This is a genomic window from Bacteroides sp. AF25-38AC (assembly GCF_003602995.1).
GTDB classification, from domain to species: domain Bacteria; phylum Bacteroidota; class Bacteroidia; order Bacteroidales; family Bacteroidaceae; genus Bacteroides; species Bacteroides uniformis.
In genome coordinates this window covers 158615-171898 of sequence record NZ_QTMD01000001.1, presented here as the reverse complement: position 1 = coordinate 171898, position 13284 = coordinate 158615, and the positions used below count along the sequence as shown (strand labels likewise).

The following is a 13284-nucleotide window of genomic DNA, read 5'->3' as shown; positions in this document are numbered from 1 at the left end:
AATAAAGGACTAGCGGGAACCATTTATGATGTAAATCGTTATATTTGTAATATCAACCATCTAAACATTTATATCATGAAGTTTTTTATTGATACGGCAAATTTGGAACAGATTCGGGAGGCCTATGACTTGGGCGTACTCGACGGAGTTACCACTAATCCTTCGCTTATGGCAAAAGAAGGTATCAAAGGAGTGGAGAACCAGCGTAAGCACTATGTGGACATCTGTAATATTGTGCAAGGCGATGTAAGTGCCGAGGTGATAGCCACCGACTATGAAGGCATGATTAAAGAGGGTGAAGAATTGGCAGCCTTGAATCCGCATATCGTAGTGAAGGTGCCTTGCATTGCAGAAGGTATCAAGGCCGTTAAATACTTCTCGGGCAAAGGTATCCGTACAAATTGTACTCTGGTATTTTCTGTCGGTCAGGCATTGCTTGCAGCCAAGGCAGGTGCAACGTATGTTTCTCCGTTTGTGGGGCGTCTCGATGATATCTGTGAGGATGGCATTGCATTGGTTGCGAAGATTGTAGAGATGTACCGTTATTATGGATATACCACCCAGGTACTTGCCGCCTCTATCCGTCATACGGCACATATCATGCAGTGTATAGAGGTGGGTGCTGATGTGGCTACTTGTCCGCTTTCGGCCATTAAGGGTTTACTTAATCATCCGCTGACCGATTCCGGTCTGAGGAAGTTCCTTGAAGATTACAAACGCGTGAACGGATAAACTTAAAATATCCTATAAGCCTATCTTTCAATGTAATTATTGACTAATATTGGTGAGAAATAGAATAAAAAGATTTATTTTTGCGCCTTATATTTAGATATACAATAAGGCACCGATGAAAGATAGGCTCATAGGATTTATTAAGACATACTGCTTGTTTGTCTGCATTTTTGTGTTGCAAAAACCACTGTTTATGCTGTTTTACAAATCGCTGTACCCGGATGCCTCGTGTGCGGACTGGTTCAGTGTCATTTGGCATGGGTTACCTTTAGACCTATCTCTGGCTGGTTATCTGACAGCTATTCCCGGTTTTCTTTTCATAACCTCTGTATGGACACTTTCTAAATCCCTTTATCGCATCTGGTGCAGCTATTTCCTCTTCATTTCAGTACTTATCTCCATAATTTTTACTGTCGATTTAGGATTATACGAGTATTGGGGGTTCCGTTTGGATGCTACTCCGTTATTCTATTTCTTTTCCTCCCCTAAAGACGCAGTGGCCAGTGTCAGCATTTGGATGGTGCTGGGGGGAATTGTGGCAATGGCTGTTTATGCTGTCGTGCTGTATGCTGTTTTCTACGGCATCTTGCTGCAGAAGAACCTGTTGCTGCGGATGAAACTGCCTTATCGTCGCCTGAAGGTGTCAGGTATATTGTTGCTGATGACGGGGCTGCTGTTTATTCCTATCCGTGGAGGCTTTACAGTATCTACCATGAATGTGGGGAAAGTCTATTTCAGTGCCGAGCAGCGTCTGAACCATGCAGCTATCAACCCTGCATTCAGTCTGATGGAATCTCTTGCCAAGCAGAAGGACTTTAGCAAGCAATACCGTTTTATGGAAGCTGCGGAGGCCGACCGGCTTTTTAAAGACATGCTTGAACCCGCAGTTGCCGGTGGTCAAACGGAAGAGACGGATTCTGTGCGGCAATCTGCCGATTCGCTGCATACTTTATTCAATACTCAGCGTCCCGATGTACTCTTTGTGATTCTTGAGAGTTTTTCCTCTAGGTTGATGACAGCTTTGGGAGGTGAGCCGAATATTGCCATCCATCTGGATAGCTTGAGTAAGGAAGGGGTGCTCTTTACGAACTTCTACGCCAACAGTTTTCGTACGGACCGTGGACTGGTGGCTATCTTGAGTGGCTATCCTGCCCAGCCCACTACGAGTATTATGAAGTATCCCCGTAAAACGCAGTCCATTCCTGCCATTGCAGGCAGCTTGCGGAAGGCGGGTTATGGTACCAAGTATTATTATGGCGGTGATGCCGACTTTACCAATATGCGTTCCTACCTGATGTCATCGGGCTTTGAAGATATTGTTTCCGACCAGGACTTTCCCGTAACGGAACGTTTAAGTAAGTGGGGGGCGCACGACCATCTCGTATTCAACCGTCTGCTGGAAGACTTGAAAACCGAAGCTGCCGAAGGAACTGCAGAAGAGAAAACTCCTTATTTCCGTGTCTTGCAGACCTCCAGCAGCCACGAGCCTTTTGAAGTACCTTTCCGTCGTCTGGAGAATGACCGGCTGAACGCCTTTGCCTATACGGATAGTTGTGCAGGCGATTTTGTAAGACAGTTCCGTGAGCTTCCCCAGTGGAAGAATACGGTGATTGTGTTTGTTCCAGACCACTTGGGAGCTTATCCCGAACATATCGACAATTTGTCGGTAGAACGCTACCGGATACCTCTGTTGATGGTGGGCGGTGCCGTCCGAGAGCCGAGGCGCATTGACGTCTATGGCTCGCAACATGACATTGCAGCCACATTGCTGGCCCAATTGGCGCTGCCCCATGAAGAGTTTGTTTTCAGTAAAGATATGCTTAATCCCGCTTCCCCTCATTTCGCGTTCTTTACCGTACCCGATGCTTTCGGTATGGTGACAGCGGACAATCAAGTGATATTCAATTGCCAGGCGGGTACTGTGGTAGTGGATGAGGGCACAGCAAAAGGGAAGAACCTGCCGTTGGGCAAAGCCTATTTGCAAAAATTATATGATGATATAGCCAAAAGATAACGTATGACAGCACTTATGGACGCCTTGCAAGGGGCAATAGATGTAGACACAAACATATTTTTTTCCATCAATCGGATGCACAACATGTATTTCGATTATTTTATGAGCGCTTATAGCGGTAAGTGGGTTTGGATTCCCATGTATGCTGCCATCTGGTATGTGATGTTGCGCAATTTTCATTGGAAGGTCACACTGTTTTGCATGATAGGCCTTGCGCTCACCATTACTTTTGCCGACCAGGCATGTGCCACTTGGATACGTCCCTATGTGGAGCGTATGCGTCCTTCCAATCTGAATAATCCCATTTCGGAGATGGTGCATATCGTCAACAATCATCGTGGAGGGCGTTATGGCTTTCCTTCGTGTCATGCCGCCAATACCTTCGGATTGGCGTTTTTCCTGTTCTTTCTATTCCGCAAGCGGTGGCTTACTCTTTTCATTATGGCCTGGGCGTTGCTGACGTGCTATTCGCGCGTATATCTCGGTGTGCATTATCCGGGTGATTTGCTAGCAGGGACTATTGTGGGGCTGATTGGTGCCTGGCTGATTTACCGCTTGTTTGTGAAGGTTAGCGGATATAAGCGTGCCGAGCATGTCACTCATGTCTATGCTCCTATATGGGTAGGGTTGCTGACGATAGCGGGGATGCAGGTTTATGCCGGAATACGGATATTGTTGTAGATGACAGTTTTTAGAACTGATAACCAGCAGTCACCATAACCTCCCGTGGACGGATATTCAACCGTGAAGTATAGCTTTGTGTGACCGAGTAGGTAGTATAGGCATACTCTTTCTTGTTGAACAGATTGCTGAGGCTGGCTTCCACTCTCCATTTCCTTGTCTTATAAATGAGTGATGCGTCTACAAACAGTGTGTTGAGATGCGTATCGCTGTTTAAATCGTTCCGGTAATGTTCTCCGGAAAGGCAGAGGTCGACGTGTCCGATGCTGAATGTGAGGTGCATACGCTGTACGAAGTCCAGTAGAGGAGCAAGGTGCGTGTCGTTCCCTATTTTACTGCTGCCATAGCTGATTGTGGCATGATATTCGGCTTCGAAAGCTTCGGCGGGCGACCATATCAGTTTGGGTTCCATCTTAAGATAGTCATAACGGTATTTTTGAGGCGGGCCGTTTCCGGCTGTTTCCGTTTGTGGAGTGAGGGCGTCTGTATCTGAAACCCGTGTCAACTGCCAGCCGGTATTGCGGCTCAGTTGTAAGTCAAGTGAGGTTTTCAGATTCCAGTCGAAAAATCCCTTGGAGAGAGTGCTGAGCAGGAACCAACTTTGTGTACTGTTGGAATGTAGGCGAAGGGTGTGGACAATGCGGTTTTCAGAGATACTCTGTTCATTCAAGGTGTTGTAGTGTACATGTCGGTAGGACAAAGTGGCGGTGGCGAAAAATTCCTGCACGGTATTCTTGTATTCTCCATAAAGGTTGTATTGTTGGCGTATACTGACGGGGAAGAGGCCGTCAGTGTTTTTCCAGGTACGGTAGTCTGTCCGATAGGTAAAAGGGCAGAGGTCTGTGACATCTCCTGCTGAGCGGTGTAAACTGCCGTAGAGGGAAATTTTCCAATGGTAGTCCGGCTGATAGCGCAGATAGAGTGACGGATTGAAAAAGAGAAAAGAACGCTGTTGCGAGAAGTAGCGCTTATAGCTGAGAGGGAGTGACAGACTTCCCTGCCACTTGCCTTGCTCCAATTGGAAGTAGGAGGAGAGGTAGGGAGAAAAACTGGATGCGCCAAATGTTTCCATTCGGGTGGAATGGTACTTTACCGATGCCCATTCGCCCTTTATACCGGCGGTGTATTGCCGGGTGAAACCGTTGTGTTTTCTTAGGTGGCTGGCCTTATTGTCGCTGTAAAGGCTGTGCTGGATGAATTTGTCTTCCCCGTCGTGTAGTGACAAGGAGGAGGGCAGATAGGCATACTGTGTGGCAGAATTGAACTTCCATGTGCTTTTCTCTCCATTGCGGATAAGGCTGAAGAAATTCTTTGCCGTAAACTGGGAGGTGCGCATCGTTTGCTGCAACTCGTGGGAGGTGCCGCGGTTCGTTTCACTTTCTGCCAGGAAGCGGTTCGACAGATAGTGGATGGTCTTGTTATCCTCATAGTGCATTTCCATATGGGCGGCATCGTTCTGCAGGCAGTAGTGGTAGGCTTCATCCATGCGTATGGTGTCATCGGGCTGGTAGTAGACTTGCGAGTTGCCCCGTTGCTGGGTAATCCGGTTATGGGTATATCCGGCTTGCAGGCGCAGGGAACGTTCGTCGTTCCATTTATACATGCGGTTGGCGTTCAGTGTATGGGTTTCGTTGAAGAGCAGCCGTTGCTTGTCGAGGGGAGCGCTGATGCCCGGTTGTACCAGAAAGCCGTGCAGGGGAATCTGTTGGGATGTGTTGTTTGTCAGTATATGTTGCTCACGGCTAAGGTCGGTACCGTTGTTGTTGCTCTTGTAGCCGTAGATGCTTTGCTTGCCTTTACCCAGTTGGAGGGCATTGGCGGCGTTTTCCCAAAGAAGCGTTCCTTTGTCCCTCTTCGTTTGTGCCGTTCCGGTCGTTTCTTGTGTTCCATCACTCCAGCCTGCACCCAGGGTACCGTTGACAATCCATTGGTCGCGTGCCTGTGGGTCGAGTTTCAAGTTCAGGGCTATTTCATCCGAACTGAGTTTTCCTTTCAATGCCTTGACCGATTGGTAGTTCTCCATAATTTCTGCCGATTTTACGGCTTTGGCACTGAGGTTGTTGTTGATTTGGCTGTAGCGTCCACCCGTCACGTCCATACCCTCCACAAAATAGTGGTCGATGGCTTTACCTTTATATTTCACCTGCCCGTTGTCGTCAATATCCACACCGGGGAGTTTTTTCAGAACATCCTTGATGTGTACGTCCTTGGAAGAGGCAAACTCTGCCAGATTATACCTTACGGTATCTTTCCTGCCATGAATGCGGCCGGGACGTATTTGGACTTCTTTCAGTGCAATGGCTTCGGGATGCAGACGAATATGGAGTGTTCCTGCTGCCGATATGTTGCGTATTTCCCATCTATAGCCCAGCAGTGATACGCTGACTTGCAGGCTGCCGTTGTATTTCCATGGCAGGGAATATCTCCCCCGGGCATCGGTCAGGGCGTAATCTATCATGGTGCCGTTTCGCAGCACACTAATCATTACGGCTTCCAGCGGTTGTCCGGTTTCTTCGTCCGTTACCAAGCCACTGAGAGACTGTGCATGCGCTGTCATTGCAAACAAGGCAAGGATTGGCAGCAAGAGTTTCTTGAAGTGTATATCCATTGGAGTTCGATGGGATGAATCAGTCAAGTTCCAGCGGATTGTGGGCTATATTCTTCGGCTTCCTGGCTTCATTGCCCTGGTCGTCGCGTATGGTGATACGTACGTTGGGCGTGTTGCCCATAATGAATCCTACCGGGTCGGCATAATATCTTTCGTGGATTTTGTTGTACGCCTTGCGGTTTACGGGTTCATAATCTTTTCCGTTGAAGAGGATAGGTCGGTAGGAATGGCATTGCTCCATACCGGTGCAGGTAAAGAGATAATGCCCCCTGTTGTCTTCTGCTTTCAGTATCAGTCCGGGCAGTCCGAACAGCTTCCACGGCCCTTCGCTGGAGGAAATCTCCGGACTGTACCAGACAATCCATCTGCGTCCCTTAAACACGCATTCTGCTTTTTGGCAGAGATACGAGAGGATGGTTGCCGTGTCTGTCTGCAGCGTCCACTGTGGACGCTCTTCCGGTTCCTCGCACCGGAGTCTGTTGATGTCTCCGGCAATTTCATCCAGTGTGGTCACTTTGCCTACGGGGTATCTCTTGTAGGTCTGTTCGTTCAGCTTGCTTTTTCTGAACTGTTTGGCGTGTTCAATCATCGTTTCTTGCGAGGCGTTATTGGCAATGTCGGCAGCAAATACCGAGTCGCCCACATACTTTGTGTAACTGTAGAACTTGGAGCATTTCTTGCCGATTTCCAACATCATGGTTTCCTGGAAACGCTCTTCCGACAGTGTGTCCGTACAGCCGTCCACTTCATACTGCACCATGAGTACAGCCTGGTCTATGGTATCTTTTCTGAACGTCTTGCCGGAGCCGATTTTGATGTTGAACTGTGCGCAGGCGGTTGCGGCGGTTATCAACAGCATGGCGGTGAGTAGAATCTGCTTTTTCATACTTTTTCGTTGTTAGAAATTACTGTTTCGAGGACGTGTCATGTGTCCTGTCGTCGCAAATCTATGCAGAATTTGTCTTTCCGGAGTGAGAAAGTTATTACTGAAATGTTACTCAAATGAGAATAACCGCCTCGCGCGTACCTCTGATTGGAGGAAACCCTTACCTTTGTATAGTATAAAAGAAGAACAGACTCTGAGATGGAAAAACGAATCAGAATAGTATGGGCATTGTCACTGATCTCCATGCTGCTGCTTGTAGCAGGGCAGGGATATTGGTTGTGGAACCAGTATCAGTATAAGAATGAGGAATATGAAGAAGAGATACACCGCCTTGTCATGGATGCCGTGGCAGTGAACGACTCTATCCGGCGTGAACAGCCGAAGAAAGTGTTCAACAAGCCTAATATATCCTTTTTCAACACCAATGTGGACATGCATACGGATAGGGATTCATTGACCAACAAGCTCAAAGAGCGCTATACGCGTACGTTTGTGGTGGGGGCCATGGCAGATAAATCCGTTCTATCCACGGCAATGAAGGATAGTATTGTCTATAAGGACAAGATTGTGATACATGGCGAAGACAAGCTGCTTTTCAACATGAGCTTCAGCGAGGCGATAGTTGCTTATCAGTTGCAGATAGATGTCCCTTTTACGTTGCAGCGCTTCGATTCGGTGCTGGCGACTAAACTGGACGGCATGTCTTTCACTACCGGACTAGTCACGCCGCGCGACAGCCTCTATCAATGGGTGGAAACCGTAGAACGGCTGGGGAGTGATTTGCATCCGGTCATCCGTCTGGTTTATCCTTACAATCCGCTGAAGCGGGAGTTGGTACAAGTGGATGTGCAGGTGATGCCGCATACTCTTTTGCTCCGTATGGGCTGGCAACTTCTGGGCAGCTTGGTATTGATTCTTCTGCTGGCTGTCTGTCTGCTGTTCCAGATAAAGACCATTTTGAAGCAGCACCGTGTGGACGAGTTGCGGAAAAGCTTTGTCAACACCATGATACACGAGTTGAAACGTCCCGTGCAGGCCTTGAAGATGTGCGTCTCTTTTCTCAATGACAAAACAATGCGTACCGACGAGCAGGCCATGGATGAAGTGGTGCGTGATTCTGTTTCCGAGCTGGACAACCTTTCCGCCTACCTCCGGAAGCTGCGCGACATGACCCGTGCTGACGATGAGCAGACACAACTTTCCCTCAGTACTTTCGATTTGAAACCGGTTGTGGAGAAGTTGATACGCCTGCAGCATGCTCCTGAGGGAAAACAAGTGTCTTTCGAGACACATTTCACGGACAACCTGCTGGTTACGGCCGACCCCGTGCACATGGCAAATATCATCAGTAATCTGATGGAAAATGCTGTGAAATATTCGGGAAGCTCCGTCAGTATCCGGGTAGAATGCCGCCTGCATGGCCACGAGCTCACATTGAAAGTTTCCGATGACGGCATTGGTATCCCTGTTTCCGAGCAGGGACGGGTATTCGATAAGTTTTACCGTAGCAGCAACTTGCCTGACCGTTCCTTGCCGGGCATCGGTTTGGGGTTGAGTTATGTCAAGTTGTTGGTTGAGGCTCATAGGGGAACCGTCTTTCTGACCAGTCAGATTGGGAGGGGGACGACGGTGGAAATAACCATTCCACAATAATCTGCACAGATGGATATTGAGAATATAAATAGCAACTCATGAAACCACTGAAAATTCTTTTTGCTGACGATGACCTGAAGTATTCCATGCTTCTGAAACGCTTCCTGGAGAAAGAGGGTTATGAAGTGACCTATGCCGGAAATGGTCTTATCGCCCTCGACCAGTTTCCTCTTGTCAAACCGGACCTTGTCTTGCTTGACATCAATATGCCCGGGCTCAATGGCTTTGAAGTGGCAAAACGAATCCGGGAGGCGGACAAGCATGTCCTCATCTTTTTTCTTTCCGACCGCAGCGACAAGGCTGACCGCCTGCAAGGATTCCAACTGAAGGCGAACGATTATCTTGCCAAACCTTTCTATCCGGAAGAGCTTACGGCGCGTATCCGCGAGCGTTTCACTTCGCAGTTGTCCGGCGTGGCAGAGGATGAGATGTATGCTTTCGGCCATTCCGTATTCAATTACAGTACGAACGAGATTCGTACGGGAAATAGTAAGGTGCTGATTACTTCCCGTCAAGCCGATATCCTTCGCTTGCTTGCGCTGAATGTGAATAAGACTGTCAGTCGCGATACGTTGCTGGATGCTGTGTGGGGCACTGCCTCGTATGCCAACTCCCTTGCCTTGAATGTACAGATGTCCTATCTGCGGCGGTCGCTAAAAAACGACCCGAGCGTGAGGATTGAGTCGTTGATGAAAAAAGGGTATATGCTTGCCGTTCTCTGAAAACATCTTTATCTTTGGATTGTTATACAAACAAGACATTTCAAAAAAAAGAGAGCTTATGATGAGTTTAGGAGGATGGATGAATAAAATCTTGATAGGTTGGGGGATAGACCCGAAGTTTGCCGATATGTTTGACGAGACGATTATTGCACTGCTGATGGTGGGGCTTTCGATAGGGCTGGACTATTTGTGCCAGGCAATCTTCGTTGGCGGTATGAAGCATTATACCCGACGCTCTCCCCATCAGTGGAATACGTTGCTGATGAAACGCAGGGTGATACACCATTTGATACATATTCTGCCGGGAATCCTCATCTACTACCTGCTGCCCATGGCCTTTGTGCGTGGAAAGGAGATGCTTGAGTTCTCACAAAAGGTGTGTGCTGTCTATATCATTGTGGCGGTGCTGCTTACTATTAACGGCTTGTTGCTGGTACTGCTCGATGTTTATAACATGAAGGACAAGCAGAAGAACCGTCCGCTGAAAGGCTTCGTGCAGGTATTGCAAGTGCTGCTGTTTTTTATCGGAGGTATCATAGTGGTTTCAGTGCTGATAGGCAAGTCTCCTATGACCTTGTTTGCCGGTCTGGGCGCATCTGCAGCTGTACTGATGCTGGTATTTAAGGACAGCATTCTGGGGTTTGTGGCCGGCGTGCAGCTCTCTGCCAACGACATGTTGCGGATAGGGGACTGGATAGCACTGCCGGGTGGCGTTGCCAATGGAGTTGTAGAGGAGATTACGCTGAACACGGTCAAGATACGCAACTGGGACGAAACCATCTCGACCGTACCGCCGTATACCCTGGTGAACAACTCCTTCCAGAACTGGCGCGGCATGCAGGAAAGTGGCGGGCGACGGGTAAACAAGAATATCTTTCTGGATATGACTACCTTGAAGTTCTGCACTCCGGAAATGCTGGATAATATCCGCAAGGAAGTCCCCTTGATGGCCGACTATCAGCCTGCAGAAGGAGAGGTGCCAACCAATGCGCAGCTCTATCGTATCTACATCGAACGCTATTTGTGCAGCCTGCCGGTGGTGAACCAGGAGATGGACTTGATTATCAGCCAGAAGGAACCCACGACGTATGGGGTACCCATCCAGGTATATTTCTTCTCTCGCAACAAGGTATGGAAAGAGTACGAGCGCATTCAGTCCGACATCTTCGACCACTTGCTGGTGATGGTACAGAAGTTTGACTTGAAACTGTATCAGTATTCCGACTAATATATCAACCGGAACTCCGCATATACAGGCAAGTGGTCGCTGTATCCTCCTTGATACTTCATCCCGTAGTAGGTGCGGAAGGGTTGCTGCCCTCCGTATTTCTTGTCTCTTGTCAGTAGGAAGGGCAGGCAGAATACGTCTGCCTTCGCTTCCTCTGTATATAGCGGTGCGTGTTCTTGCAGCAGCGTACCCGATACGATGATGTGGTCCAGCAGTCCCCATTCTCCTTGATACTTGTAGCTGCCGAAGTGCTTGCGTGTCTTGGTTTTTCTTGCCAGTAGATGGTAAAGTTTTTGTGGATGTAGAGAGTCTTGCAATGTTGACGGTGCTGCTGCCTCCAACACCTCCTTTACCGATTTATTCTCCGGATAATCGTTGAAATCCCCTAAAAGGACAATTTGCGGATGTCGGCGTATCGTGTATAGGCTGTCTATGGCATGCTTCACCTTTCGGGCAGCCAGTAGCCGGTAAGGTTCAGACTCTCTTGCCCCTCCCGAACGGGATGGGAAGTGAGCTACCAGTACATCAAGCGTATCCCGGTTCAGCAACAATCCGCTGACGTGAAGAATGTCCCGTGTGGGACGGCTATTCTTCCGGGGCTTGTCTACGGGGAGGCTCTGATAGGAAAGCAGTTTGAAAAGATTACGTTGATACAACAGCGCTACGTCGATGCCGCGTTCGTCGGGAGATTGTGTCATCACATACCGGTAGTCTGCTTCGCGCAAGGCAGAGTAGCGGGTAAGGTCGCGCATCACACTGTCATTCTCCACCTCACACAAGGCAACAAGGGCGGACGGCGTCCATCCTCCGGTGGCGATGATGACGCGGGCTATATTATCCAGTTTCTTTCTGTATTTAGAGTAATTCCAATGCCGGGTGGCATCCGGCAGGAACTCGTAGTCATTCTTTAGTGTGTCATGTCGGGAGTCGAATAGGTTTTCTACATTGTAGCTTACTATCCGAAACGTGAGGGTATCTTTTCCTTCTTGCCCGTACAGACTGATGTACGGGCAGAGAAGGAAGAGTATAACTCCTATCTTATGGATAACGTTCATACAAACGATTCCCGTTCCCCTTTAAGGAACGCGGGATATTTATTTCACCGGAATGTGCTTCAGTATATCCAGCAGATGGTCCCAGAACTTCTGTACGGTAGGAATCAGCATCCGTTCGTCGGGAGAGTGCACACCCTGCAGGGTAGGTCCGAAGGAAATCATGTCCAGTGCCGGGTATTTGTCAAGGAACAGTCCGCATTCCAGACCTGCATGGATAGCTTTTACCTTGGCATCTACACCGAACAAACGTTTGTAGGACTCAACAGCCACTTCCAGGATTTCTGAATGCGGGTTGGGCTTCCAGCCCGGATACCCGTCGCCGAAGGATACGGCTGCTCCACCCATTTCGAATACAGTACGCACCATATTGGCAATGTCTTGTTTGGAGGAGGCGGTAGAGCTGCGCTGGCTGGTCTCGATGCGGATGATATGGCCGGATTTCATCTTTACGGAGGCCAGATTGGTGGAGGTTTCCACCAGCCCCGGAATGTCTTGGCTCATGGCATACACACCGTGAGGTGCGGCATAGATGGTTTGCAGCAAGCGCTTGGCGGTATCTTTGTCAATGGCTTTGGGACGGGCTGCTTCCGATTCGAGTACGAATTGGAGGTCCGGGTCAACGACGGCATATTCTGCCTCCACTTCGGCGGCAAAGACATTCAAGTCTGTGCGCAGGGCATGCTTGTCGGCATCGGGTATGGCAATTACCGCGTGTGCTTCGCGGGCAATGGCGTTGCGCAGGTTACCACCGTCTATTTCGCAAAGGTACATGTCGTACTTCTGGGATGCCTGGCTCAGGAAGCGGTTCAGCAGTTTGTTGGCATTGCCGCGCCCCAGGTGTATGTCGCCGCCGGAGTGTCCGCCTTTCAGCCCCTTTACCTGCACTTTGCAGCAGAAATACCCTGTCGGTACGTCCACTTCCCGGTAGGTGAATTCGGCAACGGAATCTATACCTCCTGCACAGCCGATGAAGAGCTCGCCTTCATCCTCGGAATCGAGGTTCAGCAGAATGTCTCCGTTCATGAAGCCTTCTTTCAATGCAAAGGCACCGGTCAGTCCGGTCTCCTCGTCCACGGTGAAGAGGCATTCGATAGGACCGTGCTCGATGCTGTCGTCGGCAAGGATAGCCAGTTCGGTGGCTACACCGATGCCGTTGTCGGCTCCCAAGGTTGTACCTTTGGCTTTCAGCCATTCACCGTCAATTTCGGTTTCGATAGGGTCGGTCAGGAAGTCGTGCTTCACGTCGTTGTTCTTTTCACATACCATGTCGATGTGCGATTGAAGTACGACAGTCTTGCGGTTTTCCATACCCGGAGTAGCGGGTTTCTTTATCAGAACGTTTCCGGCTTCGTCCACCTTCGTTTCCAACTTATGTTTTTCTCCGAATGCTTTTAAGTAAGCAATGATTTTCTCTTCCTTCTTCGAAGGGCGCGGCACTTGGCAGATTTCCTCAAAATAGTGAAATACACCAGCCGGTTTCAAGTCTTTTTTTTCCATAATTATCTGAATTAGCGGCTGCCTTACATGTGTTTATGCAGCCTTCATTATCAATTGTCAAATATCAATTCTCCATTAAATTAACCACTTATTGCTAAATATGGTTAAATTGATTGACTATTTTATTCCCCTTTCTCTTTTTTTAGAGTAAAAAAGGCGAGTTAGTCCAACCAAAGCCCTATATTTGCACCCACAAAAATAGTAAAAA

Annotated in this window: 10 protein-coding genes; 6 read left to right on the top strand and 4 right to left on the bottom strand. The window is 48.7% G+C overall.

What is annotated here, in order from left to right; genetic code table 11:
* Positions 1-75 precede the first annotated feature (75 nt).
* From fsa to DWY55_RS00950, 3 genes are all read left to right on the top strand, one after another.
* Entirely contained in the window at positions 76-732 is a 657-nt protein-coding gene (gene fsa, locus DWY55_RS00960; protein ID WP_005835793.1) for a fructose-6-phosphate aldolase, read from the top strand.
* Between the two features lie 115 nt (positions 733-847).
* Complete coding sequence (locus DWY55_RS00955; protein ID WP_120177952.1) at positions 848-2746, top strand: LTA synthase family protein; 1899 nt, start codon at positions 848-850, stop codon at positions 2744-2746.
* Positions 2747-2749: 3 nt separating this feature from the next.
* Complete coding sequence (locus tag DWY55_RS00950) at positions 2750-3427, top strand: phosphatase PAP2 family protein (protein ID WP_117680531.1); 678 nt, start codon at positions 2750-2752, stop codon at positions 3425-3427.
* 10 nt (positions 3428-3437) lie between these two features.
* On the opposite strand, the gene DWY55_RS00945 is transcribed toward DWY55_RS00950, so the two are convergent.
* Together DWY55_RS00945 and DWY55_RS00940 are read right to left on the bottom strand one after the other, a co-directional pair.
* On the bottom strand, positions 3438-6035 hold the full coding sequence (locus tag DWY55_RS00945) for a carboxypeptidase regulatory-like domain-containing protein (RefSeq protein WP_117877979.1): 2598 nt from the start codon (positions 6033-6035) through the stop codon (positions 3438-3440).
* A gap of 19 nt (positions 6036-6054) precedes the next feature.
* On the bottom strand, positions 6055-6921 hold the full coding sequence (locus DWY55_RS00940; RefSeq protein ID WP_117680529.1) for a GLPGLI family protein: 867 nt from the start codon (positions 6919-6921) through the stop codon (positions 6055-6057).
* Positions 6922-7119: 198 nt separating this feature from the next.
* Here DWY55_RS00940 and DWY55_RS00935 point away from each other — a divergent pair, with 198 nt between their 5' ends.
* Genes DWY55_RS00935 through DWY55_RS00925 form a run of 3 tightly spaced genes read left to right on the top strand, consistent with a single transcriptional unit; the run spans position 7120 to position 10524 of the window.
* The gene (locus DWY55_RS00935; protein ID WP_117877981.1) at positions 7120-8574 is read left to right on the top strand and encodes a sensor histidine kinase; all 1455 of its coding nucleotides are present in this window, start codon (positions 7120-7122) and stop codon (positions 8572-8574) included.
* Positions 8575-8612: 38 nt separating this feature from the next.
* Positions 8613-9296, top strand: coding sequence for a response regulator transcription factor (locus tag DWY55_RS00930; protein ID WP_005826392.1), 684 nt, complete (start codon positions 8613-8615; stop codon positions 9294-9296).
* A gap of 58 nt (positions 9297-9354) precedes the next feature.
* A complete protein-coding gene (locus tag DWY55_RS00925) occupies positions 9355-10524 on the top strand; it encodes a mechanosensitive ion channel family protein (RefSeq protein WP_117878060.1) in 1170 nt (389 codons plus the stop codon).
* Here the strand turns inward: DWY55_RS00925 and DWY55_RS00920 are convergent.
* Together DWY55_RS00920 and DWY55_RS00915 are read right to left on the bottom strand one after the other, a co-directional pair.
* On the bottom strand, positions 10521-11579 hold the full coding sequence (locus tag DWY55_RS00920; protein WP_117877983.1) for an endonuclease/exonuclease/phosphatase family protein: 1059 nt from the start codon (positions 11577-11579) through the stop codon (positions 10521-10523). The two genes, DWY55_RS00925 and DWY55_RS00920, sit on opposite strands and share 4 nt — an antisense overlap.
* A 39-nt stretch (positions 11580-11618) precedes the next feature.
* Positions 11619-13076, bottom strand: a complete 1458-nt coding sequence (locus tag DWY55_RS00915; RefSeq protein WP_008663847.1) for an aminoacyl-histidine dipeptidase — start codon at positions 13074-13076, stop codon at positions 11619-11621.
* Positions 13077-13284: the final 208 nt, after the last annotated feature.